Source organism: Cellulomonas sp. JH27-2 (assembly GCF_014837175.1).
In the GTDB taxonomy this organism is placed as follows: Bacteria; Actinomycetota; Actinomycetes; order Actinomycetales; family Cellulomonadaceae; genus Cellulomonas.
Genome location: NZ_JACYFR010000003.1, coordinates 582,885 through 608,486 on the forward strand (window position 1 = coordinate 582,885; position 25,602 = coordinate 608,486).

27 protein-coding genes and 1 tRNA gene are annotated in these 25,602 nt (G+C 72.1%); 17 read left to right on the plus strand and 11 right to left on the minus strand.

All coding sequences use genetic code 11. The features are described 5' to 3' along the window. The first annotated feature begins 117 nt into the window (after positions 1 to 117). The 7 genes from IC607_RS11695 to IC607_RS11725 all read left to right on the plus strand — a co-directional run bounded on the left by IC607_RS11695 (position 118) and on the right by IC607_RS11725 (position 5,595). On the plus strand, positions 118 to 621 hold the full coding sequence (locus tag IC607_RS11695; RefSeq protein WP_191787533.1) for a DUF501 domain-containing protein: 504 nt from the start codon (positions 118 to 120) through the stop codon (positions 619 to 621). A 67-nt stretch (positions 622 to 688) separates the two neighbouring features. Then, positions 689 to 1,642 carry an exopolyphosphatase gene (locus IC607_RS11700; protein WP_370526163.1) on the plus strand — a complete coding sequence of 318 codons (954 nt, stop codon included), beginning with the start codon at positions 689 to 691 and terminating at the stop codon, positions 1,640 to 1,642. Positions 1,643 to 1,838: 196 nt separating this feature from the next. Further along, complete coding sequence (locus IC607_RS11705; protein ID WP_191787535.1) at positions 1,839 to 2,168, plus strand: PadR family transcriptional regulator; 330 nt, start codon at positions 1,839 to 1,841, stop codon at positions 2,166 to 2,168. Continuing rightward, the gene (locus tag IC607_RS11710) at positions 2,165 to 3,250 is read left to right on the plus strand and encodes a hypothetical protein (RefSeq protein ID WP_191787536.1); all 1,086 of its coding nucleotides are present in this window, start codon (positions 2,165 to 2,167) and stop codon (positions 3,248 to 3,250) included. The genes IC607_RS11705 and IC607_RS11710 overlap by 4 nt, the downstream gene beginning before the upstream one ends. A 233-nt stretch (positions 3,251 to 3,483) precedes the next feature. Beyond that, the gene (locus tag IC607_RS11715) at positions 3,484 to 4,959 is read left to right on the plus strand and encodes an NAD(P)/FAD-dependent oxidoreductase (RefSeq protein WP_191787537.1); all 1,476 of its coding nucleotides are present in this window, start codon (positions 3,484 to 3,486) and stop codon (positions 4,957 to 4,959) included. Next, positions 4,956 to 5,495: a DUF1990 domain-containing protein gene (locus IC607_RS11720; protein WP_191787538.1), complete on the plus strand. Its 540-nt coding sequence runs from the start codon at positions 4,956 to 4,958 to the stop codon at positions 5,493 to 5,495. Before IC607_RS11715 ends, IC607_RS11720 begins: the two co-directional genes overlap by 4 nt. A 26-nt stretch (positions 5,496 to 5,521) precedes the next feature. Further along, a tRNA-Leu gene (locus IC607_RS11725) sits at positions 5,522 to 5,595 on the plus strand. Between the two features lie 12 nt (positions 5,596 to 5,607). Here IC607_RS11725 and IC607_RS11730 read toward each other — a convergent pair. From IC607_RS11730 to IC607_RS11740, 3 genes are all read right to left on the minus strand, one after another. Continuing rightward, a complete protein-coding gene (locus IC607_RS11730) occupies positions 5,608 to 6,156 on the minus strand; it encodes an NADPH-dependent FMN reductase (protein WP_191787539.1) in 549 nt (182 codons plus the stop codon). A 66-nt stretch (positions 6,157 to 6,222) separates the two neighbouring features. Further along, positions 6,223 to 7,071: a siderophore-interacting protein gene (locus tag IC607_RS11735; RefSeq protein WP_191787540.1), complete on the minus strand. Its 849-nt coding sequence runs from the start codon at positions 7,069 to 7,071 to the stop codon at positions 6,223 to 6,225. Positions 7,072 to 7,202: 131 nt separating this feature from the next. Next, a complete protein-coding gene (locus IC607_RS11740) occupies positions 7,203 to 7,670 on the minus strand; it encodes a MarR family winged helix-turn-helix transcriptional regulator (RefSeq protein WP_191787541.1) in 468 nt (155 codons plus the stop codon). A 75-nt stretch (positions 7,671 to 7,745) separates the two neighbouring features. On the opposite strand from IC607_RS11740, the gene IC607_RS11745 reads away from it, so the two are divergent. Beyond that, positions 7,746 to 8,978, plus strand: coding sequence for an MFS transporter (locus tag IC607_RS11745; RefSeq protein ID WP_191787542.1), 1,233 nt, complete (start codon positions 7,746 to 7,748; stop codon positions 8,976 to 8,978). A gap of 73 nt (positions 8,979 to 9,051) precedes the next feature. Here the strand turns inward: IC607_RS11745 and IC607_RS11750 are convergent, their stop codons facing one another. Both IC607_RS11750 and IC607_RS11755 read right to left on the minus strand, forming a co-directional pair. Then, the gene (locus IC607_RS11750; RefSeq protein ID WP_191787543.1) at positions 9,052 to 9,903 is read right to left on the minus strand and encodes an ABC transporter permease subunit; all 852 of its coding nucleotides are present in this window, start codon (positions 9,901 to 9,903) and stop codon (positions 9,052 to 9,054) included. Then, positions 9,900 to 10,889, minus strand: a complete 990-nt coding sequence (locus IC607_RS11755) for an ABC transporter ATP-binding protein (protein ID WP_191787544.1) — start codon at positions 10,887 to 10,889, stop codon at positions 9,900 to 9,902. Before IC607_RS11755 ends, IC607_RS11750 begins: the two co-directional genes overlap by 4 nt. A gap of 190 nt (positions 10,890 to 11,079) precedes the next feature. Between IC607_RS11755 and IC607_RS11760 the strand changes: the two genes are divergently transcribed. Continuing rightward, a complete protein-coding gene (locus tag IC607_RS11760) occupies positions 11,080 to 11,922 on the plus strand; it encodes a Bax inhibitor-1/YccA family protein (RefSeq protein WP_191787545.1) in 843 nt (280 codons plus the stop codon). Positions 11,923 to 12,029: 107 nt separating this feature from the next. Here the strand turns inward: IC607_RS11760 and IC607_RS11765 are convergent, their stop codons facing one another. Both IC607_RS11765 and IC607_RS11770 read right to left on the minus strand, forming a co-directional pair. Continuing rightward, on the minus strand, positions 12,030 to 12,605 hold the full coding sequence (locus IC607_RS11765; protein WP_191787546.1) for a TetR/AcrR family transcriptional regulator: 576 nt from the start codon (positions 12,603 to 12,605) through the stop codon (positions 12,030 to 12,032). After that, positions 12,598 to 13,458 carry an alpha/beta fold hydrolase gene (locus tag IC607_RS11770; RefSeq protein WP_191787547.1) on the minus strand — a complete coding sequence of 287 codons (861 nt, stop codon included), beginning with the start codon at positions 13,456 to 13,458 and terminating at the stop codon, positions 12,598 to 12,600. The genes IC607_RS11765 and IC607_RS11770 overlap by 8 nt, the downstream gene beginning before the upstream one ends. 117 nt (positions 13,459 to 13,575) lie before the next feature. On the opposite strand from IC607_RS11770, the gene IC607_RS11775 reads away from it, so the two are divergent. After that, positions 13,576 to 13,983 (plus strand): FKBP-type peptidyl-prolyl cis-trans isomerase, encoded by a 408-nt coding sequence (locus IC607_RS11775; RefSeq protein WP_191787548.1) that lies wholly within the window; start codon positions 13,576 to 13,578, stop codon positions 13,981 to 13,983. 76 nt (positions 13,984 to 14,059) lie between these two features. Here the strand turns inward: IC607_RS11775 and IC607_RS11780 are convergent, their stop codons facing one another. The 4 genes from IC607_RS11780 to IC607_RS11795 all read right to left on the minus strand — a co-directional run bounded on the left by IC607_RS11780 (position 14,060) and on the right by IC607_RS11795 (position 17,125). Beyond that, a complete protein-coding gene (locus IC607_RS11780) occupies positions 14,060 to 14,638 on the minus strand; it encodes a TerD family protein (protein WP_191787549.1) in 579 nt (192 codons plus the stop codon). A gap of 81 nt (positions 14,639 to 14,719) precedes the next feature. After that, positions 14,720 to 15,823 (minus strand): DUF475 domain-containing protein, encoded by a 1,104-nt coding sequence (locus IC607_RS11785; RefSeq protein ID WP_191787550.1) that lies wholly within the window; start codon positions 15,821 to 15,823, stop codon positions 14,720 to 14,722. A gap of 119 nt (positions 15,824 to 15,942) precedes the next feature. Then, the gene (locus IC607_RS11790; RefSeq protein ID WP_191787551.1) at positions 15,943 to 16,521 is read right to left on the minus strand and encodes a TerD family protein; all 579 of its coding nucleotides are present in this window, start codon (positions 16,519 to 16,521) and stop codon (positions 15,943 to 15,945) included. A 28-nt stretch (positions 16,522 to 16,549) separates the two neighbouring features. Continuing rightward, entirely contained in the window at positions 16,550 to 17,125 is a 576-nt protein-coding gene (locus IC607_RS11795; RefSeq protein WP_191787552.1) for a TerD family protein, read from the minus strand. 273 nt (positions 17,126 to 17,398) lie between these two features. Here IC607_RS11795 and IC607_RS11800 point away from each other — a divergent pair, with 273 nt between their 5' ends. The 7 genes from IC607_RS11800 to IC607_RS11830 all read left to right on the plus strand — a co-directional run bounded on the left by IC607_RS11800 (position 17,399) and on the right by IC607_RS11830 (position 25,595). Beyond that, complete coding sequence (locus IC607_RS11800; protein ID WP_191787553.1) at positions 17,399 to 18,625, plus strand: toxic anion resistance protein; 1,227 nt, start codon at positions 17,399 to 17,401, stop codon at positions 18,623 to 18,625. Positions 18,626 to 18,694: 69 nt separating this feature from the next. Next, positions 18,695 to 19,183 (plus strand): hypothetical protein, encoded by a 489-nt coding sequence (locus tag IC607_RS11805; protein ID WP_191787554.1) that lies wholly within the window; start codon positions 18,695 to 18,697, stop codon positions 19,181 to 19,183. Positions 19,184 to 19,212: 29 nt separating this feature from the next. After that, entirely contained in the window at positions 19,213 to 19,779 is a 567-nt protein-coding gene (locus tag IC607_RS11810; RefSeq protein ID WP_191787555.1) for a TerD family protein, read from the plus strand. Beyond that, positions 19,779 to 20,927, plus strand: a complete 1,149-nt coding sequence (locus tag IC607_RS11815) for a hypothetical protein (RefSeq protein WP_191787556.1) — start codon at positions 19,779 to 19,781, stop codon at positions 20,925 to 20,927. Before IC607_RS11810 ends, IC607_RS11815 begins: the two co-directional genes overlap by 1 nt. Before the next feature lie 65 nt (positions 20,928 to 20,992). After that, positions 20,993 to 21,739, plus strand: a complete 747-nt coding sequence (locus IC607_RS11820; RefSeq protein WP_191787557.1) for a tellurium resistance protein — start codon at positions 20,993 to 20,995, stop codon at positions 21,737 to 21,739. A 98-nt stretch (positions 21,740 to 21,837) separates the two neighbouring features. Continuing rightward, positions 21,838 to 22,992: an HpcH/HpaI aldolase/citrate lyase family protein gene (locus IC607_RS11825; protein ID WP_191787558.1), complete on the plus strand. Its 1,155-nt coding sequence runs from the start codon at positions 21,838 to 21,840 to the stop codon at positions 22,990 to 22,992. Then, positions 22,989 to 25,595 (plus strand): phosphoribosyltransferase, encoded by a 2,607-nt coding sequence (locus IC607_RS11830; protein WP_370526164.1) that lies wholly within the window; start codon positions 22,989 to 22,991, stop codon positions 25,593 to 25,595. The genes IC607_RS11825 and IC607_RS11830 overlap by 4 nt, the downstream gene beginning before the upstream one ends. The last annotated feature ends 7 nt before the right edge of the window (positions 25,596 to 25,602 follow it).

The window sequence follows — 25,602 nt, forward strand, 5'->3', positions numbered from 1 at the left end:
CTCGATCTCGCGCGTATCCCTCGAGCTCGAGACAGCGTGCGGGCCGGCGTGGGCGAGAATGGGACCGCGCGGGTCGGACGACGATCACCGCGGAGCCCCTCGTCGAACGGAAGCACAGTGAGCACCACGCCCGGCACGGCCGTGACGGATCGCGACCTCGAGGTGCTGGCCGAGCAGCTCGGTCGGGTGCCGCGCGGGGTCGTCGGGATCGCGGCGCGGTGCGTGTGCGGGCGCCCGCTCGTCGTGCGGACCGCCCCGCGCCTGGACGACGGGTCGCCGTTCCCCACCACCTACTACCTGACGTGCCCGCCGGCGGTCGCGGCGGTGAGCACGCTCGAGGCCTCGGGTCTGATGAAGGAGCTCACGGCTCGGTTGGCCGACGACGACGAGCTCGCGGCCGCCTACCAGCGCGCGCACGAGGCCTACCTCGCGGACCGCGAGGAGCTGGGGCACGTCGAGGAGATCGCGGGCATCTCGGCGGGCGGGATGCCGACGCGGGTCAAGTGCCTGCACGTCGTCGTCGGGCACGCGCTGGCCGCCGGCCCCGGCGTGAACCCGATCGGCGACGAGGTCCTGGGCCTGATCCGCGACGAGTGGCGTCCGGACCGCTGCACCTGCTGACCCCTGCCCCCGCGGCCGCCGCCGAGACCGGGCGGACTGTGTCGGTGACCGGTGCGAGGATGTGCGCGTGACTCGTGTGGCTGCCATCGACTGCGGGACCAACTCCATCCGACTCCTCGTCGCCGACGTGGACCTGGCGGCGGGCACGCTCGTCGACCTGGACCGCCGCATGGAGGTGGTGCGGCTCGGCCAGGGGGTCGACCGCACGGGTCGGATCGCGCCCGAGGCGCTCGAGCGCACGCTGGACGCGTCGCGCCGCTACGCCGCGATCTGCGACGACCTGGGCGTCGAGGTGGTGCGGTTCGTCGCGACGTCGGCGTCGCGCGACGCTGAGAACCGCGACGACTTCGTCCGCGGCGTGCAGGACGCGCTGGGTGTGGAGCCCGAGGTCGTCGAGGGGACCGAGGAGGCCGCACTGTCGTTCCGCGGCGCCACCGGCGTGCTCGCCGGCGCTCACCCGGGACCGTTCCTGGTGGTCGACCTGGGCGGCGGCTCCACCGAGGTGGTGCTGGGTTCGGAGTCACCGACCGCCGCCTTCTCGATGGACGTCGGCTGCGTGCGGATGACCGAGCGGCACCTGCTGGGGGACCCGCCGACGCGCGAGCAGGTCGCCGCCGCCGTCGCGGACGTGCGCGCCGCGCTCGACGAGGCCGGGTCCGTGGTCCCGTTCGGCCGGGCCGTGACGCTCGTCGGGCTGGCGGGCTCCGTCACCACCGTCACCGCGCACGCCCTGGGACTGCCCGCCTACGACCCGCACGCCATCGACGGCGCCGTGCTGACCGTCGCCGACACGCTCGCCGCGTGCGACGACCTGCTGGGCCGCACGCGTGAGCAGCGCGCCGAGCTGGGCTTCATGCACCCCGGCCGCGTCGACGTGATCGGCGCGGGTGCGCTCGTCTGGCGCGAGGTGGTGACGCGCGTGCGCGACGAGGTCGTCGCCGCGGGCGGCACGCTGGACAGCGTCGTCACGAGCGAGCACGACATCCTCGACGGCATCGCCTGGAGTGCCGCCGAGCGCTGACCGGGCTCCTCGACATCGCGATCGCTCTGCGATTGTTCGCGTGAGCCGAACAATCGCAGAGCGATCGCGTTTCTCGCCCGTCGGAACCCCGGTGCGTGTCGGTGTGTCGGTCTGGACGGTACTGCGCGGTGCGCGGTACCGTGTGCCTCGCGGGAGTCGGAGGGGCTCCCGCCACCAGCCACGGAAGGGGGCGGCCTTGGACACGACGCAGCTGCTCAAAGGGGTGCTCGACGTCGCGGTCCTCGCGGTCGTCTCGCAGGAGGACGGGTACGGCTACGACGTCGTGCGACGACTGCGCGCCGCGGGCCTCGAGGAGGTGGGCGACGCATCGGTGTACGGCACGCTGCGCCGCCTGTACTCGTCGGGCGCGCTGACGTCGTACGTCGTGCCGAGCGACGAGGGCCCGCACCGCAAGTACTACGGGATCAACGCGCAGGGGCGGGCGATGCTCGACGCGCAGCGCAAGGACTGGCAGAGCTTCGCGGGCACCATGACGGGCCTGCTCGAGACGGAGGACGCACGATGAGCATGCTCGAAGCCCCCGCCGCGGACGTCGAGGCCTACGCGGCCGCCGTCCGCCGGGCCCTCGCGGACCTGACCCCGGAGCAGGTCGACGACCTGACCGACGACCTCGAGGTCGCCCTCGCCGACGCCCTGGCCGACGACCACCGCGCGACGACGGGCGCCGGCCTCGTCGGGCTGTTCGGCACCCCCGAGGCCTATGCCGCCGAGCTGCGCACGGCTGCGGGTCTCGCGACCGGCACGTTCCGCAAGCGCGGCGGCTCGGTGGGTGATGTCGCCGCCCGGTTCCGGACGTCGCTGCTCGACAGCCTCGCGCCGCTGCGCGCGCAGCCGTGGTGGCCCGGTCTCGCCGCGTTCGCGCGGTCCCTCGCGCCGCTGTGGTGGGTCGCGCGTGGGTGGGTCTGCTACGCGATCTGCGGCGCGGTGCTCGGCCTCGGGATCCCGCCGCGAGGGCTGTTCGCATGGGTCGTGCTGCTGGCGTTCGTCGTGGTGAGCGCGCAGTGGGGGCGCGGAATGTGGCTCTCGCACCCGATGCTCCGCGCGGCGAGGTGGACGGCGAGCATCGTGGCGATCGTCGTCGCGATCCCCCTGCTCGCGACGTACGGAGGCCCGCAGGTGAGCGGCTCCTCGTACACCGTGTACCCGGCGACCGGCGTCTGGGTCGACGAGCGGGCCGCTGAGAACCTGTTCGTCTACGACTCCTCCGGGCAGCCCGTCCCGGGCGCGCAGGTCTTCGACGACCGGGGGCAGCCGGTCCTCGTCGACGAGGGCGGGTACGGCGCGGGCTGGAGCGACGAGAACGGGAACTGGGTCGACGCGGCGCCCGCAGTCTCGGCGGACGGACGGCCGCACTGGAACGCCTATCCGTTGCGAGGCGCTGCGGCCGGCGACCCCGACGCGCCGGCCGACGACCCGGCCTCCGTGGCCGAGCCGGCGTGGCCGTTCGCCCAGGCCGGTGCGGTCCTGCTGCCCTCCGACCTGACTGCTCGCGACCCCGCGCCGTCTGCGTCGCCCGCAGCCTCCTCGCCGGCGGTGTCGGCGCCCGCATCGCCGGAACCCTCACCTGCAGAGTCGCCTGCAGACTGACGGTCCGGCGAACGCCACGCCGTGTGCGCGGGCCCGATCGCTCGGCGTGGCGTTCACCGCGATGCACCGAGGTCGTGACGTGGAGAGCGCGCGAGGGAGCGGGCGCGAGGTGCGCCGCCGACCCCTGCGGGACGGCCGGAGTCGCGGAACTCACATCCCGATATAGGGGGATGTGCGCAGTATCACCGTTGTGCGGGGAGGTGTGAACGGAGCCTGCGGACTACCGTTGAGGTATGCCTACGACTGCCTCGACCCAGGTTGACGCCGCCTCCACGCCGGCCGCCAAGTCCCGCAAGGTTCCGCGCGTCGTCGTCCTCGGCGGCGGCACGGTCGGGCTGTACACGGCCCGACGTCTGCGCAAGCGTCTCGGCAAGCGCGAGGCGGCCATCGTCGTCGTCGACCCGCGCCCGTACATGACGTACGCGCCCTTCCTGCCCGAGGCCGCGGCCGGCTCGATCGACGCCCGCAACGTGGTCGCCCCGCACCGCCGCGCGCTCAAGGGCGTCGACGTGCTGCAGGGCAAGGTCAGCAACATCAAGCACGCCGAGCGCACGGTCGAGATCACGCCCGAGGAGGGCGAGCCGTACTGGATCACGTACGACCACCTCGTCGTCGGCCTCGGTTCCGTGGCGCGCACGCTGCCCATCCCGGGCCTGGCGGAGCAGGCGATCGGCTTCAAGAACGTCGAAGAGGCCATCGCGGTCCGCAACCACATCCTCAACCGGATCGACATCGCGTCGTCCACGTGGGACCCGGAGCTGCGCAAGCGCATGCTGACGTTCGTCTTCGTGGGCGGCGGGTTCGCCGGCATCGAGGCGCTCGCCGAGCTCGAGGACATCGCGCGCTACACCGTGCGCCACTACAAGCAGATCGAGCAGAACGAGCTCCGGTTCGTGCTGGTCGAGGGCAGCCCCCGCATCCTCCCCGAGGTCAGCGAGGAGCTGGGCGGCTACACGCTCGAGCAGCTGCGCAAGCGCAACATCGAGATCTACCTGTCCACGTTCCTGTCGAGCTGCGTCGACGGCCACGTCGTCCTGTCGAACAAGACGGAGTTCGACGCCGAGACCATCGTCTGGACCGCGGGCGTCAAGGCCAACCCGGTGCTGCAGCACTCGGACCTGCCGCTGGACCAGCTGGGCCGCGTCACGGTCAACGCCGCGCTCCAGGTGATCGACGCCGAGGGCACCGTCGTCCCGGACGCCTACGCCGCCGGTGACTGCGCCGCCGTCCCGGACCTGTACAACCCCGGCAAGTTCTGCCCGCCGAACGCCCAGCACGCGCTGCGTGAGGGCAACCACCTGGGCGACAACCTGGCGCGCGTCCTGCGCTCGGCCGAGGTCACCGAGTACAAGCACAAGAACATCGGCGCCGTCGCCTCGCTCGGCATGTACAAGGGCGTCGCGCAGATGTTCGGCAAGATCAAGGTCCGCGGCTTCCCGGCCTGGGTCCTGCACCGCTCGTACCACGTGTTCGCGATGCCGACCGTGAACCGCAAGCTGCGCATCATGGCCGGCTGGACGGGCTCGATCCTGCTGCGTCGCGAGGTGGTCCCGCTGGGTTCGCTGCACGACCCGCGCGCCGAGTTCCGCGACGCGTCCGTGCCGCCCAAGCCCAAGCAGGCCGACCCGGCGCTGCCCCCGGCCAAGGAGGAGGCGGGCTCGCCCGCCAAGGCGGAGTCCGACGCGAAGAAGCCCGCCACCGCCCAGTGAGCCACTTCACGCTCCGGCCCACGCCGGATGCCGTGCTGCGACGAGCCCGTCTCTCGACCGAGGTCGAGCAGGCGGGCTCGTTCGCGTCCCCGCCCGCGGGTGCGCACGAGCTGTGGCGGGCTGCCGAGTTCGAGGGGTCGTTCGCGCGCGCGCGCGACGGGCTGTTCCGCTGGGACGTGCAGCGCGGCGCGGGGCTCAAGGTCCTGGCCGACGGTCCGGTGCGGGTCGGCGGCACGGTTGTCGTCGGGCTGCACCTCGGGCCGGTCTGGGCGCTCGCGCCCAGCCGCGTGATCGCGGTGGTTGACGACGACGAGGCCGCCGGGTTCACCTACGCCACGCTGCCCGGCCACCCGGAGCTCGGGGTCGAGGAGTTCATGCTCACGCGCGTCGGCGACCGCGTGCGCTTCGAGCTCCACGCGGTGAGCACCCAGGCCACGGTTCCGGCGCGGCTCGCGCCGCCGGTCGCGCGCTGGGTGCAGTCGGTCGTCACGGACCGCTACCTGCGCGCCGCCGCGGACATCGCCGCCGGGCGCTGACGCCCTGGCAGGATGAGCCTGCACCAGCCCCCGTAGCCCAATCGGCAGAGGCAGTCGGCTTAAACCCGACCCAGTGTGGGTTCGAGTCCCACCGGGGGCACACCGCAGGAGCTCACTGCCGGGGTGACGCGTGCGCGACGAGCTCGTCGAGCATCAGACCCAGGTCGATGAGCCGGCGCGCGTCGGGGGCGAAGTCGCCGCCCGCGTCGAACTCGGTGAAGTTCGAGAGCGGGACCTGCGCCCGGATGTCGTGCATCCAGAAGTTGGCGATCACCTGGCGCCACTGCTCCACCGCCCGGATCCCGCTCGTCGAGCCGTACGAGACGAACGCGACAGCCTTGCCGTTCCACTCCGGCCCCAGCGAGTCGACGGCGTTCTTGAACGCGCCGGGCAGGCCGTGGTTGTACTCCGGCGTCACGAAGACGTAGGCGTCGCACGCGTCGATCGCCTCGCTCCAGGCGGTGACGGCGGCCGACGCGTACTGCTTCCCGGCCGCCGCGGGGAGCGTGTGCTCGGTCAGCAGCGGGACGTCGAACGTCCGCAGGTCGACGAGCACGTACTCCGCGTCCCCGCGCTCCTGCCCCGCCGCCAGCACCCAGCGGCCCACCTGGCCGCCGCGGCGCCCGTCGCGGATCGATCCGACGACGATCCCGATCCTCATGCGCTGCTCCTGTCCTCGTGAGACTGCCATCTCATCAGGGGCGCACGGGTCCGGCCACGCGAACGGTCAGACGACAGCGGCCTGCTCGTCGGCCTCCACGGCCTCGTTCCACGCGCGCTTGCCCTCGCGCCAGCCCTCGTCGTCGACGCCCAGGCGCCAGTAGCCGGACGCGGACAGGTCCTCGCGGGTGAGGCCCCGCTCCAGGCGCAGCCACCGGCGCAGCGTGCGCACGGCTCCGGCCTCGCCGTGGACGAACGCGCCGATGCGGCCGTCGGGGAGCTCGAGAGCGAGCGCGGTCTCGACGAGCGCGGCGCCGGGGACGCCCTCGCCGGTGTGGACCCAGCGGACGTCGACGCCGGCGGGTGCGGCCAGGTCGAGCTGGTCGTGCGCGTCGTGCACCTCGATCACGGCCGTGCCGCGCGCGTCGTCGCGCAGCCGCTCGAGCGCCACCGCGATCGCGGGCAGGGCGCTCGCGTCGCCGAGCAGCAGGTGGTGCTCGACGTCGTCGGACGGCGACCACGCACCGCCGGGGCCCATGATCAGCACCTCGTCGCCGGGCCGTGCCGTCGCGGCCCACGGGCCGGCCAGTCCTTCGTCGCCGTGCACGACCAGGTCCAGCGTGATCGTGCCCTCGCCGTACTCCCGCACGGTATACGCGCGCAGGCGCGGCGCCTCGCCCTCGGGCAGGGTCGCCCTGACCGCCTCGAGGTCGAGCCGGCCGTCGGGCAGCAGCGGACGGTCGCCCGCGGGCAGGAACATGAGCTTGACGTAGGAGTCCGCGTCGTCGCGGGCGACGAATGCGGCCATCCCCGGGCCGCCGACGACCATGCGGACGAGCCCGGGCGTCAGGCGCTCGGTGCCCAGGACCTGGGCGACGACAGGGCTCGGACGGCGACGGGGTGCGGGTTCGGTCACGAGAAGGACCCTAGCCCGCTGGACCGTGCGGGAGGTGTCGGGGGAGCGCCGTGTGAGACGCCGCCCGACGAGCGCATCCGGCGGACCTTCGGCGCGCGGGGCACCGAACGAGCTCCCGGTGCGAGCAGCGCTCAGGCGAGGGCGGCGTCGGTGGCTCGCGTGTGCGTGTCGAGCGAGTCGTTGAGGCGCGCGAGCAGGTCGGCGAGGTGCTGCTGGTCGTCGGTCGACCAGGTGCCCAGCACGTCGGAGTAGACGCTGTGCCGCGCGGCGCGCGTGGCGGCGAGGGCCTCGCGGCCGGCGTCGGTCATGGTGATGACGGCGCGGCGGCCGTCGTTCTCGTCGCGGCTGCGCTCGACGAACCCCGCGGCCTCCATGGCCAGGACCTGGCGGGTGACGGTCGAGGCGTCGAGGCGCAGGTGGTCGGCGATCTCGTTGATGCCGAGCGGGCCGACGGCCTCGAGCTGCCGCAGGGCCAGGTGGGCGGAGCGCTCGAGGGTGTGCTCGAGGCGCCGGCTGCGGCGGCGGTTGCGGTCGGCGAGGCGCAGGAGCAGGGCGATCTGCTCCTCGACGGAGGCGACGGGGTCGACATTGGAAGTCATAGGTGTATCCTACAGGTAGTTAACTGCCACATACAGACAGTTGCTCTTCGGACGGCTTCGACAGACAGGACACTCGTGGCGACCCGCAACGAACCCAACAAGACTGCCATCTTCGCGACGACGGTCACCGCCTTCTTCGCGATCGCGGGCATCGCGATCGTGGACCCGATCCTGCCAGCGATCGGCGCCGACCTGGGCGCGACGACCTGGCAGATCGAACTCCTCTTCACCGCGTACATCGCCGTGATGGCGATCGGCATGATCCCGGCCGTGATGCTGACCGGGAAGTTCGGTTACAAGAAGATCCTCGCGGCCGGCGTCTCCGTCGTCGCCGTCGCGGCCATCGCGGCCTCCTTCACGACGACGATCGGGTCCCTGGCCGCCCTGCGCGGCCTGTGGGGCCTGGGCAACGCGATGTTCTTCGCGACCGCGATGGTGCTGCTCGTCTCGCTGGCCAACGACCGGGCCTGGGCCGTCGAGCTGTTCGAGACCTGCGTGGGCCTCGGCTTCGCCATCGGCCCGCTGATCGGCGGCCTGCTCGGTCAGATCAGCTGGCGCGTGCCCTTCCTGCTGTGCGGCGTGTTCATGATCGTCGCGCTCGTCGTGTCCGTGACGCGCCTCAAGGACCCCGAGGTCATGCCGGCGCCGCTGCGCCTGGGGCAGGTCTTCTCGACGTTCAAGAAGCCCGCGTTCATCGCCCTGTGCGTCATCACGGCGACCTACAACTTCGTCTTCTTCATCGTGCTCGGCTACACGCCGGTCTTCCTCGGCCTCGACGTCGTGCCGCTCGGCCTGGTGTTCACCGGCTGGGGTGTCGGCCTGGCGTTCGGCATCCTGTACATCGGCCACCGCCTGGCCCACCGGTTCGGCGCCGTGCAGACGGTCGGCTTCGCCATCGTCGTGCTGTGCCTGACGCTCGTCGGGCTCGCGACCTCGCACTCGACCTTCCAGTCGATCGTCTTCCTGGTGATCTCCGGCGTGTGCATGGGCGTCTGCAACGCCAACCTCACCGACCTGGCGCTCGCCACCGGCTCGCCCGACCGCCGCGTCACCACCGGCGCGTTCAACCTGGTCCGCTGGGGCTTCGCCGCCCCCGCCCCCGTGGTCGCCGGCCTGCTCGCCGAGCACGTCAGCCTCGCCTCGCCCTTCTGGGTGGGACTGGGCGTCCTGGCGGTCGGCGTCCTGACGTTCCTCGTCTTCGGCCACATGATGGCGCGCAGCGTGGGCGAGCGCGTGCTGTGGTCGCGCTGGAACAAGCGCGCGCAGGCCGCCGAGTGCAGCCCCGAAGAGGCGCTCGAGCTCATCTGAGCGGACCCCCGCAGACCGACAGCGGCCGCACCGCCCCGTGCCTGGGGCGATGCGGCCGCTGTCGTCGTTCGGGTCAGGCGTCCTTCCGCTTGAGCCGGAAGGCGGCGATCGCGATGATGACGACGACCCATGCGACGAGCACGCCGTAGCCCTGCCATGCCGACAGGTTCGGGCCCACGTCCCACTGGTCGTTGATCGTCTGGACGACCGCGTCCGACTGCGTGATGCGCGAACCGGCCGATCCCGGCAGCAGCGGCGCGACGTAGTGCAGCGGCTCCCACGGGATCGCGTTGAGCACGTTCTCGATGATGAGCAGCAGGCCGAGGACCGTCGCCATGGCCGCGGCCGAGTGCTTCAGCAGAGCCCCCAGGGCGAACGCGAACAGCGCGATCGTCGTGATGTACAGGACGTTGCCCACCAGGACCCGGACGGTCTCGGTGTCACCGAGGTCGAGCCCGAAGCCCTTGGGGTCGAGGAACGCGTTGGAGATGAACGCTGAGATCGCGACGGCGACCGCGGAGATGACGAGGATCGAGCCGCCCAGGACGACCATCTTCGACCAGTAGACCGGCGTGCGCCGAGGGGCGGCCGTCAGGCTGGAGCGGATCATGCCGGTCGTGTACTCGCCGGTGATGGTCAGCACGCCGAGCACGACGACGGCCAGCTGAGCCAGCTGGGTGGCGGGCAGGAACGGGAGCAGCGCGACAGGTCCGGAGTCCTCGGTCCCGGACAGGTCGTTGGCCGTGAGCCCGGCGATGAGCGCCACGAGGCCGATCATCACGACGAACATCACGCCGAGCGTCCAGATGGACGAGCGGACGGACCAGAACTTGATCCACTCCGAGCGCAGGAGGTGCCCGAACGAGAGGTGCGGGCTGCCGGTGGCGGGAGCGGACGGGCGGGCTGGGGCGGCGACGGCGCTCATCGGGCGGCCTCCTCGGTGGTGCTCGGGGCGGTCGCGGTGCCGAATGCCGCGGCGTCGGGTGGCGTGCCGTCGGGGTGCCCCGGTGCGTCGGAGCGGTACTCGACCTCGTCGGCCGTCAGGCTCATGTATGCCTCCTCGAGCGACCCGCTCAGCGGCGTGAGCTCGTGCAAGGTCAGGTGCGCCGCCGCGGCGGCGTCACCGATCTGCTCGGCGGTCGCGCCGGAGACCTGCAGGACACCGGGCTCGGGAGTCCCGACGGTCACGTCGGGTCCGGCGATGGCCGTCGCGAGCTGGTCGGCGTGGGGGCTGCGAACCCGCACCGTGGCCTTGGTGCCCTGGTCGATGATCTCCTGCACCGGGCCGTCCGCGATGATGTGCCCGCGGCCGATGACGATGAGGTGGTCGGCCGTCAGCGCCATCTCGCTCATGAGGTGCGAGGACAGGAAGACGGTCCGCCCCTCGCTCGCCAGGTACTTGACCAGGTTACGGACCCACAGGACACCCTCGGGGTCGAGGCCGTTGACGGGCTCGTCGAGGATGAGCGTCCTGGGGTCGCCCAGCAGGGCGACCGCGATGCCCAGGCGCTGACCCATGCCGAGAGAGAAGCCCCCGACGCGGCGCTTGGCCACCGCGGTGAGGCCGGTCATGTCGATGACCTCGTCGACCCGCTTGTCGCCGATGCCGTGCGTGGCGGCGAGCGCGCGCAGGTGGTTGCGCGCGCTGCGGCCGGTGTGGACGGCCTTGGCCTCCAGGAGCGCGCCGACCTCCGTCAGCGGCGAGCGGAAGCTCGCGTAGGGGGCGCCGTTGACGGTCACCGACCCGGCCGTGGGCCGATCCAGGCCCATGATCATGCGCATCGTCGTCGACTTGCCGGCGCCGTTCGGGCCCAGGAAGCCGGTGACCTTGCCGGGCTGCACCGTGAACGTGATGCCGTTCACGGCCGTCTTCTCGCCGTATCTCTTCGTCAGGCCCTGGGCCTCGATCATCGCTCTCGTCCTCGCGTCGGTGTTGTCACGGGTTCGACCCTATGCGCCAGCCATGACGCCTGTCCCTCAGGTTTTCCCCTGATCTTTCCCCGGGGGATCGGCCGAAAGGAGGAGGGAACCATCCGGGTGTCGGTGGCGTTGGGTACGGTGAGAGCAGCCAGATTTCCGGCCGAGACACCAGGAGCGTCCCGTGGCCAACCCCGTCTTCAGCAACAGTCCGATCTTCCAGGACCCCAACGCGCGCAAGGGCGGCAGCAACGCCCGCACCGCCGCGCCGGAGTCGACGATCGACGCGGTCACGCTCGAGAAGATGTACGCCGGTGCGCCGGCGACGCCGCGGCAGATGGGCCGTCTGACGTACGACGACGTCATCGTGAAGACCGGCAGCCTGCTGGCGCTGCTCGTCGTGGTGGCGGCGGCCACCTGGGCCGTGACGCCGCAGGTGCCGTGGCTCTACCTGGTCGGCGCGCTCGTCGGCCTGGTGCTGGGCCTGGTCAACTCGTTCCGCCGCGAGCCGAGCCCGGCGCTGATCATCGCCTACACGATCGCCGAGGGCGTGTTCGTCGGCGGCATCAGCTACCTCTTCCAGAACTTCGCGGTCGAGGGCACCACGGACGGCACGGCGCAGCCGATCGTCCTGCAGGCCGTCATCGCGACGATGGTGACGTTCGCCGCGGCGCTGGCGCTGTTCAAGTCCGGCAAGGTCCGCGTCACGCCGAAGTTCACCAAGTGGCTGCTGATCGCGATGGTCGGCTACCTGGCGTTCTCGCTGGTCAACGTTGTGCTGTGGTTCTTCATGCCGAGCGACGGCTTCGGCCCGCTGCGCAACGGCGGCTGGGGCATCGTCGTCGGGCTGTTCGCCGTCGGCCTGGCCGCGGCCTGCCTGATCATGGACTTCGACTCGATCAAGCGCGGTGTTGAGGCCGGTGCGCCGGCCAAGTTCGCCTGGTCCGCCGCGTTCGGCCTCATCGTGACGCTCGTCTGGCTGTACCTGGAGTTCCTGCGGATCTTCGCGATGTTCACGCGCAACTAGCTCCTCCAGAGCGGTCCGGCGCCCCCACGCCGGTCCGGTGCTCGCCGAAGGCCCTCGGTGTCCTGACCCGGGGGCCTTTGGCGTACCCGTGGGCGGAGGTGGGCGAGTCAGGCGGCAGGGTGCGCGGTCAGGCCGGTCGTGAGGTGGGTGATGAGGTAGTCGAAGCTCGTGTCGACGTCCTGCGGCAGGCCGAAGCCGCCCGCCAGCTCCAGGGTCACGAAGCCGTGCACGGCGGCGCGGACGGCGCGGACGGCGTCGATGCGTCGGTCCGCGGGGACGTCGAGCTCCCCGACGGCGGCGGACATCTGCTCGACGGCCCGGGCGGCGCGAGCGCGCAGGTCGTCGGCCGCGGGGTCCAGGGGCCAGTCGCCCTGCGCGGCCTGGTAGCGACCGGGGTGCTCCCGGGCCAGGTCGCGCGTCGCCTGGGCCATGGCCAGCACGGCCGGGGCGCCGACGAGCGTCCCGCGTGCCGCGGTGAGCCGCCCCGTGAGCTCGTCGACGCAGACGCCCGCGACCTCGCGACGCAGGGCGGGCAGCCCGGCGACGTGCTTGTAGAGGCTGGGCACGGCGACGCCAGCCCTGCTGGCCACTGCCGCGAGCGTGAGGGCCTCCCAGCCTTCGTCGTCGACGACGTCGAGCGCGAGCGCGACGACCGACGCGCTCGACAGCCCCGCCCTAGGCACGTGCGCCCGCCACCCACGCGCCGGACTCGCCGCGCGGCAGGCCTTCCAGGAATGCCAGAGTCGCCGGCGCGACGACGTCGGGCGCCTGGTGCTGCGGGTAGTGCGCGACGTCGTCGACCATGACGACCTGTGCCCCGATGGCCTCGCCGATCCACACCCCCTCGGCGACCGGGTCGCTGAAGTCGGGATCGAGGCGACCGACGAAGGCGAGGGCCGGAGCCTGCACCTCGCCCACCCGCGCCTCGACCGGCGCGTGCGTGAGCTGGCGGCACAGCAGCCGGAACTGGCGCAGGTGCGCTGGGTTGGACATCGCCGCACGGATCGCTGCGACGTGCTCGTCGTGCCACGTCGCGTGGCGGCCCTTGCTCAGCGCGCCGCCGTAGTATCGCGCCCAGACGCGGGCCCCCCAGGGGCGGGCGAACAGCGCCGTGTACGACGCGCGGATGATGGCGCGGCCGGCCCGGCTGAGCGTCGGGTCGCGCAGGAAGGGGCCCGTCAGGACAAGGCCCGCGACGAGGTCGGGGCGTTCCGCCGCCGCCCAGGCTGCCGCGCCGGCACCCATGGAGTTCCCGACGAGCACGGCCGGGCCGCCCAGGTGCTCGACGAGCGCCAGGACGTCGCCGGCCGTGGCCACGTCGCCGTGCTCGCTGAACGTCGTGTCGGAGTCGCCGTGGCCGCGCAGGTCGGTGGCCGCCACCCGGTACCCCGCGGCGGTGAGGGCGGCGGCGAGGTCCCGCCACGTGCCGCGGAGGTCACCCATGCCGGGGACGAGGACGACGAGCGGCGCGTCAGCGCGTCCGTCGACGGAGTAGGCCACGCGGCCCTCGGGCCGTTCGATCGTCTGGGAGGTCATAGGGCAAAGCTAATGTCATTAGCCAGTCGTGGCAAGAGTGCGCGCGTGTCGGACCGGTGCGGCACGATGGGACGTGCACCGCACCCGGTGCGAGAGTCGATCCGAGGAGTCATCCGCATGTCCGCAGCACTGCCCGAGGTCTCGGGTTCCTACGGCAGCAAGCCCACGCTCGCGTTCCCCGACGGTTCCGCGTCCGACGAGCTCGAGGTGCTGGTCCTGTCCCGCGGCGACGGCGCGCTCGTCGAGGCCGGCGACGACATCGAGGTCCACTACCTGGGCCAGTCGTGGAACGGCGGCGTCTTCGACAACTCGTACGACCGTGGTTCGTCCATCAGCTTCCCCATCGGCGTCGGCGCGGTCATCGCCGGCTGGGACGAGGGCCTCGTCGGCCAGCAGGTCGGCTCGCGCGTCCTGCTCTCGATCCCGTCACACCTGGGCTACGGCGACCGCGGCGTCCCGCAGGCCGGCATCAAGGGCGGCGACACGCTCGTCTTCGTCGTTGACATCGTCGGCACCAGCAACTGATCGAGCAGCTCCACCAGCACGCACACGAGGCGCGGTTCCCGTCCGGGAGCCGCGCCTCGCCGGTGCGTGGGGTCGGTCAGAGGACCTGCGCGACCGCCGGGACCATGTCCTTGATCGTGCGTCCGTTGGTCTTGACGCCCAGGGCAGTCATGGCCCAGCCGCTGCCGGACCGGGACACCTTCGCCATGATCTGCGCGGTGTGGGGCCCGGAGCCCGACAGGTCGTAGCGCGCGATCTCCTGCTCGTTGCTCGAGTCGATCAGGCGGCAGAACGCGTTCTCGATCTGGCTGAACGACTCGCCCGAGTAGCTGTTCACGACGAACACGAGCTGCGTCACCGCCGGGTTCACGGCGCCGAGGTCCACGACGATCGACTCGTCGTCGCCGTCCCCGCGGCCCGTCAGGTTGTCGCCCAGGTGCTGCAGCGCGCCGTCTTTGCTGCGCAGCTGGCTGAACCACACCTGGTCCACGAGCTTGCCCGACGCGTCGAACAGCAGGCACGAGGCGTCGAGGTCGACGGCCTTCTCCTTGCTCCGACCGAAGAGGCCCTTGACCTTCATCGCGTCCCAGCCCAGGCCCATGCGGACCCGCGTGAGGCCGCCCCCGTCGGACTTGGCCAGTGAGACGGTCTGGCCCTTCTGCAGGCTGATCGACATGGGTGCTGCTCCTTCGTCGTCGGAGGTGGTGCTGTGCGGGTGCTGCTGTGCGGCGTGGCGGCGCTCGGACGAGCGCCGGCATCAGGCGCCGACGTGGACCACGTGCTCCTCGTCGGCGTGCCGCTTGTTGCGCATGATGGACGTGATGAACGCGGCGCCGATGAACGCGACGCCGACCAGGCCGGTGACGACCTCGTTGACGTGCACACCGATGCTGACCAGCAGGATCACGGCCAGCGCGCCGATCGCCCAGTGCGCGCCGTGCTCCAGGTAGATGTACTCGGACAGCGTGCCCTTGCGGACCAGGAACACGGTGATCGAGCGGACGAACATGGCGCCGATGAAGCCGAGGCCCAGCGCGATGATGATGGGGTCGGCGGTGATCGCGAACGCGCCCACGACGCCGTCGAACGAGAACGACGCGTCGAGGACCTCGAGGTAGAGGAACAGGAAGAACGCCGCCTTGCCGGTCGCCTTCGCCACCTCGGTGGGGCCGCTGCGGGCCGCGCCCGACACCCCCTCCTCCGACTCCTCGTCCTCGCCACCGGCCGCGTTCTCGAACAGCGACCCGAGCCCGTTGACCGCGATGTACGTGACCATGCCGAGCACGCCCGCGACCATCACGGTCGCGGCGTCGTCGGCCAGCAGCTCGGCCGTCAGCACCAGCGCGATGCCGGAGATGACGACCGCGAGCTGGTCGAGCTTGCCGATCTTGGCCAGCGGCTTCTCCAACCACGTGAGCCACGTGATCTCGCGGTCCTCGAAGACGAAGTCGAGGAACAGCATCAGCAGGAACATGCCACCGAACGCCGCGATCTGCGGGTGCGCCTGGTTGAGCAGGTAGCCGTAGGTGCCGGGGGTCTCCGGGTCGCCCTTCTCCATCGCGAGCCGGAGGGCTTCGATCGGGCCCAGGTCAGCGGTGATCCCGACGATGAGCAGCGGGAAGATCAGCCGCATGCCGAAGACGGCGATGATGACGCCGACCGTCAGGAACATGCGCTGCCAGAAGTCGCTCATGCGCTGCAGCACGGTCGCGTTGATGACCGCGTTGTCGAACGAGAGCGAGACCTCGAGCACGCCGAGGATCAGGCACAGCGCGAGCGCGTTCCAGCCGCCATAGAAGTAGGCGACCACGAGCGAGGCGAACGTGACGCCGATGGACCAGCCGAAGATTCGAAGAAGCAACGCAGTCTCGTTCCGCGGGTTCAGGGAGCGGGACGCCGGGCGGCGACTCCGGACGGGAGTCTAGAGGGAGCGCCGCCAGCGCCGGGGGCGCGGTCCACAGCTGTGGGCCGCCGGCCGGGTCAGCCGACATTGACCCCGAAGTCGCGGACGATGCCGAGCAGCCCGGAGACGTAGCCCTGGCCGACGGCGCGGAACTTCCACTCGCCGTTGTACCGGTAGACCTCGCCGAAGATCATGGCCGTCTCCGTGGAGGCGTCCTCGGTGAGGTCGTAGCGGGCGATCTCCTGGCCGTCGTCGGAGTTGACGATGCGGATGAACGCGTTGCGGACCTGCCCGAACGACTGGTGGCGCGCCTCGGCGTCGTGGATCGAGACCGGGAAGACGATCTTGTCCACGTCGGGGGACATCTGCGCCAGGTCCAGCAGCAGCGACTCGTCGTCGCCCTCGCCCTCACCGGTCCGGTTGTCGCCGGTGTGCTCGACGGTCCCGTCGGGGCTCTTGAGGTTGTTGTAGAAGACGAAGTGCGCGTCGGACAGGACCTTGCCGCTGGGGCCGAGCAGCAGCGCGCTCGCGTCCAGGTCGAAGTCCAGACCGCTCGTCGTGCGGGCGTCCCAGCCCAGGCCCACCAGAGCCTTGGTGAGGTTAGGGGCCTCCTTGCTCAGCGAGACGTTGCCGCCCTTGGCCAGCGTGATGCTCACGTGCGTGTCCTTCCGGTCCCGTGCGCGATCAGAGGTTCACGCCGAAGTCGCGGGCGATGCCCGCGAGGCCCGACGCGTAGCCCTGACCGACGGCCCGGAACTTCCACTCGGCGCCGTTGCGGTACAGCTCGCCGAACACCATCGCGGTCTCGGTCGACGCGTCCTCGGACAGGTCGTAGCGCGCGATCTCAGCGCCACCGGCCGCGTTGACGACGCGGATGAAGGCGTTGCGCACCTGGCCGAAGTTCTGCCCGCGAGAGTCGGCGTCGTAGATGGAGACCGGGAAGACGATCTTCTGCACCTCGGCCGGCACAGCGGAGAGGTCCACCTTGACCTGCTCGTCGTCGCCCTCACCCTCGCCGGTCAGGTTGTCGCCCAGGTGCTCGACGGAGCCCTCGGGGCTCTTGAGGTTGTTGAAGAACACGAAGTGCGCGTCCGAGGGCACCTTGCCGGCCGCGTCGAGCAGGATCGCGGACGCGTCGAGGTCGAAGTCCGCGCCCGTCGTCGTGCGGACGTCCCAGCCCAGGCCGACGACGACACCGGTCAGACCGGGCGCCTCCTTGGTGAGGCTGACGTTTCCACCCTTGCTGAGGCTGACGGCCATGGGTCCTCCTGGTACTCAGCGGCGAGGGGCGTTCCCTCGTCGTCGTGGGGCGCCGCGCGAGGCGTGCGGGCGTGCCTTCCCACCGTATGCAAGTCCGGGCCGTCGCGGGGGCGTTCGCGGGTGGACTTCGCTCTCAGCGTGCAACCTCGTGGCCGCCCGGCGCACGGAGGGTCGGTGGCTGGCTCTAGCATCGAAGCAGGACGCGCGGTCCCGGCCGCGTGCCCGTCGGCGCCCGGAGCTGGGCGCGTCCCTTCGTGCTGCTGGAGGCCACAGATGTCCGAGCTCGACCTCGGTGCCACCCCGACCGCCCCGTCGACCCCGGCGGCCCCCGCGACCTCGGGGGCGCTCGTGCTGACCCCGCCCGCGCCCGTGGTGGTCGTGGAGGACCAGCAGGCCGTCGACGCCGTCCCGGTGGACGCCGGCAAGGACGCGGAGCTCAAGGCGAAGGCCGCGGCGTTCGTCACCGAGCTCGCCTCGCTGGACAGCAAGTCGCCCGCGTTCAGCCAGAAGATCGCGTCGATCACGTCGATGGGCGACCAGGACATCCGCGCGTCCGCGTCGGTCTCCAGCCGCATGCTCGACCGGCCCGCCAGCCTGGCCAAGGGGGGCAAGGGCAAGGAGGGCGACGCGCAGACGCGCGTCGCGAACACGCTCGTCGACCTGCGCACCACCGTCACGGACCTCGACCCGAACCGGGCGGACCTGACGGGCGTCAAGAAGGTCCTCAAGTGGATCCCGGGCGGCAACAAGATCGACGCCTACTTCGCGCGCTACCAGTCCGCGCAGTCGCACATCGACGCCATCATCAAGGCGCTCGCCTCCGGCCAGGACGAGCTGCGCAAGGACAACGCCGCGATCGAGACGGAGAAGACCAACCTCTGGACGTCGATGGGCAAGCTGGCCGAGTACAACTCGCTGGCCGGTGCGCTCGACGAGGCGCTCGTCGGGAAGGTGGCCGAGCTCGAGGCCGCAGGACGTCAGGACGACGCGGACGCGCTGCGCTCGGACGCGCTGTTCCCCGTGCGGCAGCGCCGCCAGGACTTCATGACGCAGATGGCCGTGAGCGTGCAGGGCTACATGGCGCTCGACCTGGTGCGACGCAACAACCTCGAGCTCATCAAGGGCGTCGACCGCGCGCAGACGACGACCATCTCCGCGCTGCGCACCGCCGTCATCGTCAGCCAGGCGCTCTCGCGGCAGAAGCTGGTGCTCGACCAGATCACGGCCCTGAACACCGTCACGTCCAACCTCATCGAATCGACGTCCGTGCAGCTGCGGCAGCAGGGTGCGGCCATCAACCAGCAGGCGTCGGAGTCGACGATCGACGTCGAGAAGCTGCAGGCCGCGTTCGACAACGTGTTCGCGACGATGGACGCGCTCGACACGTTCCGCGCGCAGGCCACCGAGAGCATGGGGGCCACGGTCACCGCGCTCGAGGGGCAGATCCAGCGCGCGCAGCCGTACCTGGAGCGGACGCGTGCGCGCGAGGGCAGCGAGTGACGCGTCGCTCGTCACGAGCGAGGGCATGTGACGGGCGGGCACTGATCGGGTACGGGGAAGGGCACTGACGTGAGCTGGTTGGCGCGCCTGCGCGGCGACGAGGACCCCGTCCCGACCGCACCCGAGCCGGACGACGACGCCCCGGAGGCCCTGCAGGCCGCGATCGACGAGCTGGTCCGGTTCGTCAACGCGCGAGCCGGCCGCCTTCCCCCGGCCGCGCTGGTCAACGCGCGGCGGCTGACGGACACGCTGACAGAGGTGGTCGACAGCTCGCAGGTCCGCCCGCTCGACGTCTACGCGGTCATCAACGTGCGCAGCGTGGTCGGTGACTACCTGCCGACGACGCTGGGCACCTACCTGGCGCTCGAGCCCGACGTGCGCGACGTCCCGCGGGGCGGCGGCCAGACGCCCACGCAGTCGCTCATGGCGCAGATCGACTCGCTGCAGACGTCGGTCTCCGCCACCCTGGTGGCCACACGTGAGCAGGACGCGGACGCGCTGCTCACGCAGGGCCGCTTCCTGGCGACCAAGTTCGACCGATCCGACCTCGACCTGTGATCCGACCTCGACCTGTGACGGAAGCCTGAATGCCCGCAGCACCCATGAAGCGCGGTTCCAACGCCGCCCTCACCCGCGAGATCCCGAACCTGCACGGGGTCGTCCTCGGGGTCGCGCTCGTCTCGTCCGAGCCGGTGCTCAACGACAACCTCGTGGTCGCCACGCTGCTGTGCGACGACGACCACCGGGTGCTGTCCGACGAGCACATGGTCTTCTTCAACCAGCTCAGCGAACCCACGATGTCGGTCGCGCAGGTGGCCCAGGCAGCCGGGGGCGACCTGGAGCAGATCGAGGTCGACCTCGACGACGTGCCCGCCGCCGTGCATCGCATCGTCGTCGTCGCCTACCTGAACGAGGGGATGGGCCACCGCCGCACGTTCGGGCAGCTGCGCACCGCGCGCATCCGCGTGCTGAACCTCGACGGGGGCGCCGAGCTGGTGTCCTCGGAGAACCTCGCCCCGGCGCTCAGCCAGGAGACCGGCCTGATCCTCGGCGAGCTGTACCGGCACGAGGGCGGCTGGAAGTTCAAGGTCGTCGGGCAGGGGTACCCCGACGGGATCACCGGCATCGCGGCCGACCACGGCATCGGGTTGTGATGGTCCTCGACCCCGCCCGCGCGCCGCGACGCTCCGACCTGCCGTGGTTGCGTCGGCGGCCGTTGCCGCGGCCGACGACCCCGACGAGCCCGACGAGCACGACGAGCACGACGAGCGCTGCTGCGGGCGCGACGACCGGGGGCCCTGCGCGGGCGCACTCGATCGACCTGCGGCATCCCGGCCGCCCAGCGCCCGGTTCCAGCGCCCGACCCGCCGGGGTCCAGCCCGTCGCGGCCCGACCGTCAGCCGAGCCGCCGCCGCCGGGGCCGGCGCAGCGCCCGCCCGCGGCGACGTCGCTCGACCTCTCGTCGTCCTCGTCCACATCGCTGGACCTGTCTGGATCGACGACAACGGGTGGCGGTTCGGACTCGACGTCGCTCGACCTGTCGTCTTCGGGGTCGACGTCGCTGGACCTGTCGTCGGGTTCGACGTCCCTGGACCTGTCGCCCGGCGGCGGGTCCGCCGGTGGCTCGTCGGGCGCGGCTCCCGGGACCCCGCAGCCGCGGGCCGCGCGGCGCCGACGCGCGGCGGCGGACGGGGACGCGGTGCTCGGGTACGAGCCGGAGCGTGTCGTCGTCGGGCGCCCGACGCTGCTGTCGCGCGAGAACCCCACGGTCGCGCTCACGCGCGTGCAGTCCGGGGTCGGTGTCCTGCGCATCACGGCACGCGTGTCGCGGACGATCGGCGACCTGCGGCTCGCGGCGTTCTGCGCGCTGACGACACCGGACACGTCGGCCGACCCGACGGCCGTCGACGTGACGCTGCTGGACCACAACCGCGGCATGACGGTTGCGCCCACAGGCTCCCGGCGGCCCGTGGTGCAGGCGCTCGACCAGGGATTCCTGGTGGACCTGCGCCAGGTGACGAGGGTGCGGCGGCTGGTCGTGCTGGCGTTCTCACCGACCGCGTCCGCGCTGGCGTGGAGCGGTGCCCTGCGCGTGGAGACGATCGGGGGTGCGCGGGTCGACGTGCCGCTCGAGCACGAGCAGGGTGCGGGGTCGCTGGTCGCGCTGAGCGTGGTCGACGTCGCGGGGGAGCTGGTGCTGCGGGCCGAGCGCGATCTGGTGCCGGGCGCGCTGCGCGAGGCCGGAGCCGCCTACGGGTTCGACACCCTGACCTGGGTCGACAAGTGGACGCCCCTGACCTGACCGGGGCCGAGCACCGACCAGCTGATCGCCCGCGACATCGCGCGGGCCTCGACGAAGGAGCCGAGATGGGCATCGACTACACGAAGCGACCGAAGAGTGCCCCCGACGCGCCACTGAACGCGTCGTCGGCCACCCAGCCCGTGCCGCAGCCGTCACCGCAGGCCGCACCGCAGCCGCCGGAGCCGCGCGTCACGCTCGGCAAGGTCACCCTGACGAAGGCCGCGCCGACCGTGTCGCTCTCCAAGGCCGACGCGGCGTCCGGGGTGTTGCGCGTCAACCTCAACTGGACGGCGCGGCCGCCGGCGTCGGGCGGCTTCTGGAAGTCCTTGGCCGGTGCGCCTGCCATCGACCTCGACCTCGCGTGCCTGTACGAGTACACGGACGGCTCGAAGGGCGTGGTGCAGGCGCTCGGCAACGCGTTCCGCGACGAGCACACGTTCGGTCCGGAGCCGATCTGCTGGCTGGACGGCGACGACCGCACGGGGACCCGGACGGGCGGGGAGAACCTGTTCGTCGACCTGCGCCACATCCAGGCGGTGCGGCGCATCCTCGTGTTCGCGTTCATCTACGAGGGCGTGCCGAACTGGGCCGCGGCCGACGCCGTGGTGACGCTGTTCCCCCGCTCCGGACCGCAGATCGAGGTGCGGCTCGACGAGTCCGACCCGCAGTCGCCGTCGTGCGCGATCGCCCTGCTGGAGAACGTGGGCGGGGAGCTGTCCGTGCGGCGCGAGGTGCGGTACGTGCGCGGTGGCCAGTCGGCGGTCGATGCCGCGTACGGCTGGGGGATGCAGTGGGCGAGGGGTTGCAAGTAGCGCGCCGTCCACAGGTCGCCCTCGCTCGACACGCCACTGTCACCGAGGCGGGTTACGCTCCGGGTGCTCTGCTCGGGGCCCGCGAGAGTGAGGACGCCATGCGCCATTTCGACCACCTGCCCGACGACGTGCGTCGTCGGCTGTTCTGGCGCGAGCCGGAGCCCTTCACGCGGGAGTCGGGTCGCGACGTCCTGGCGGTCGCGCTCGGTGCCACGCTCTACATGCCGGGCACCCGCCCACGGCTCGCGCACGACCTGACGCGCCGCGCCGCGAAGGGTGCCATGAGCTCGGTGGTGTGCCTCGAGGACTCGATCGCCGACGAGGACGTGCCGGCGGCGCAGGCGAACACGATCGCGCAGCTGCGCGACCTGGCGGAGTCCGGGGGCGGGCCGCTCGTGTTCGTCCGCGTCCGCCAACCGGAGCAGATCGGGCAGATCATCGAGGGCCTGGGTGAGCACGCCGGCGTGCTGAGCGGGTTCGTGCTGCCCAAGTTCACGCAGACGTCGGGCGCCGCGTTCCTGGACGCGCTCGACGACACGGCCGCGTCCTCCGGTCACCACCTGTGGGCCATGCCCGTCATGGAGGCGCCGGAGATCATCCACCGCGAGACGCGGGACGACGAGCTGGTCGCGGTCCGTCAGCTCCTCGACAAGCACCGCTCGTCGGTCCTCGCGGTGCGCACGGGCGCCACGGACCTGTGCGGGTTCTACGGCATCCGGCGTGGCCGCGACCTGAGCATCTACGACGTGCGCCTGGTCGCGGACGTGATCAACCATGTCGTGAACATCCTGGGCCGAGCCGACGGGACGGGCTTCGTGGTGACCGGGCCCGTCTGGGAGTACTACGGCGGCAACGAGCGCCTGTTCAAGCCGCGCCTTCGGGAGGCGCCGTTCGAGGCGCACGACGCGGAGGACCTGCGCCACACGCTCATCACCAAGGACCTCGACGGGCTGATCCGCGAGGTCGTGCTGGACACGGCCAACGGTCTGACCGGCAAGACCGTCATCCACCCCAGCCACGTGGGCGTCGTGCACGCGCTGTCGGTGGTGACGCACGAGGAGTTCGTCGACGCGAGCGACGTGCTCGGCACGGATGCCGGCGGGGCGGCCGCGTCGTCCTACCGGAACAAGATGAACGAGTCGCGCCCGCACCGCGCCTGGGCCGAGCGCATCCTGACGCGGGCCAAGGTGTTCGGGGTCGCGGAGGCCGACGTCGGCTTCGTCGACCTGCTCGCCGCGGGGGACGGCTGGTGACGGCGTCCGCGCAGGACCACGCGACGTGGGTGGAGGCTGCGCTCGGGGTCGCCCTGCGCACGACGAGCTCCCCGGTGGGGCTCGAGCTGACGGACCTCGTCGGCCTCGCGGTTCGCCGCAACCCCCGCCGGGCGCACCTGCTGGTGTCCCGTGTGCTCGCCAAGCACGTTCCGACCGATCCGCGGGTGGTGCGGGCGTCCGGGCGTCTGCTCGGCGACCTCGTGCGCGCACGGCTGACCGGGCAGGCCTTGGTCCACGGTCCCGCGCGGGGCCTCGCGCTGCGGGCCGCGCTCGCCGGCGACGAGGACGCGGCGGCGACGCTCGTCGGGGGTGCGCCCGACGCCCGTCCGAGCGGGGAGGCCCTCGCTGCGACGGTGCTCGGGTACGCCGAGACGGCGACGGCGCTGGGGGAGCAGGTCGCGGACGCCCTGGGGGCGCCGTACCTGCACTCGACGCGCCGCAGCGTGCGCGGGATCGAGCCCGTGGGCGGGTTCGAGGAGGAGCACTCGCACGCGACCAGCCACCTGCTGCTGCCCGCCGACCCGGTGATGCTCACCGGGTCCGAGGCCCTGGTGCTGGTCGACGACGAGCTCAGCACCGGCCGCACCGCGCTCAACACCATCGAGGTCCTGCACGCCACGTCGCCGCGCGCGGTCTACGTGATCGCCGCGCTCGTGGACCTGCGCTCCGCCGCCGACCGCCGCGTCATGGCTGACGTCGCCGCACGGCTGGGCGCGTCGATCGACGTCGTCGCGCTCGCGGCAGGTGACGTGGTCCTGCCGGACGCTCTCACCGAGCGGGCTTCCGCGCTGGTGGCGCAGCTCGAGGACGCCCAGCCCGGCACGCGAGACGCGGCGAGCGGTGAGGTCGTCCGGGTGCCCGTGCCCTGGCCCGCTGACGTCCCGGAGTCAGCGCGGCACGGACGCAGCCAGGCCGACGGACGGCGGCTCGCGGACGCCGTGGCGCTCGCGGCGGACGCGGTTGCCGACGCGCTCGGGCGTGAGCGGGCGGAGCGGGTCCTGGTGCTCGGGACCGAGGAGCTCCTCGACGTCCCGCAGCGCATCGCGTCGGCCCTCTGCGGCCTGCTGGAGACCGCCGTCGTGCGGTTCTCGTCGACCACGCGGTCCCCGGTCCTGGCGGTCGACGAGGACGGCTACGCCATCCGCTCCGCCCTGCGCTTCCCGGCGCCGGAGGGGTCCGACGGACAGCGGTTCGCCTACAACGTGGCGGGCGGCGGCTTCGACGCCGTCGTCGTGGTCCTGGACGAACCGGCGGCGGGACCCGCCGCCGACGGCCTGATCCAGGCGCTGGCGCGCGTCGCGCCAAAGGTCGTCATCGCCACGCTGCCCGACGCGGCCGCCCGCGTCGCACGCGGCCGCTCCACGCCGCCGGCCCTGCACGGGCCAGCCTTCGGCTCGTACGCGGCCGACGAGGTGTCGTGGCTGCTCACGGACCTGTCGGACGTGCAGCTCGAAGCGCCCGTGGAGGAGCGGGAGGAGGCGATCCAGGCGGGCGGCGCGCACTACGCGGAGTCGTTGCCGGTCGAGTACCAGCCCTCGGCGGCGTACGCGGCGCTGTTCGAGGAGGCGCTGGCGGACGCCGCGCAGCGGGTCGCGCTCGCGGTCGGTGTCGTCACGGAACGTGCGCTCGCGGCTCGGCCCGACGGGCTCACGCTCGTCTCGCTGGCCCGGGCGGGCACGCCGATCGGCATCCTCATGCGCCGGTGGGCGCAGCACGTGCACGGCGTGGACCTGCCGCACTACGCGGTGTCGATCGTGCGCGGGCGCGGCATCGACCCGGTCGCGCTGCGGTACGTGACCGCGCACCACCACCCCGGCTCAGTGCTGTTCGTCGACGGGTGGACGGGCAAGGGAGCGATCGCGCGGGAGCTGTCGGCGGCGCTGGAGGAGTTCCGCGCGCAGACGGGCGTCGAGATCCCCGCGGACCTCGCGGTCCTCGCCGACCCCGGGCACTGCGTGCGGCTGTACGGCACGCGCGACGACTTCCTCATCCCGTCCGCCTGCCTCAACTCGACGGTCTCGGGCCTCGTCTCGCGCACGGTCCTCAACCGCGACCTGCTGACCCCGCAGCAGTTCCACGGCGCCAAGTTCTACGCCGACCTGGCGTCCGCCGACGTGTCGGGCCGGTTCCTCGACGCCGTCGCGGCCCGGTTCGACGACGTGCGAGCGGCCGTGGCGGCGACACCCGCGGCGCCCGACGAGACGCCGGACTGGCGCGGGTGGCGCGCGGTCGAGCGGGTCTCGGCCGAGCAGGGCATCGGCGACGTCAACCTGGTCAAGCCCGGCGTCGGGGAGACCACGCGCGTGCTGCTGCGCCGGGTGCCCTGGAAGATCCTGGTGCGGGCGCAGGCCGACCCGCGCGACCTGGTGCACATCCGGCACCTGGCCGCGGAGCGCGGCGTGCCGGTCGAGGCCGTGCCGGACCTGCCGTACAGCTGCATCGGCCTGATCCACCCCGCGTACACGGCGGGGGCGACGGGCGCGTCGGGCACGTCCGCCGCCCGACGGGCGGACACCGCCGACGCACCGACGCCGCCGACGGACATGCTGGAGCGTGATCTGCGCCGGCGCGATCTCGTGTGAGGAGCCC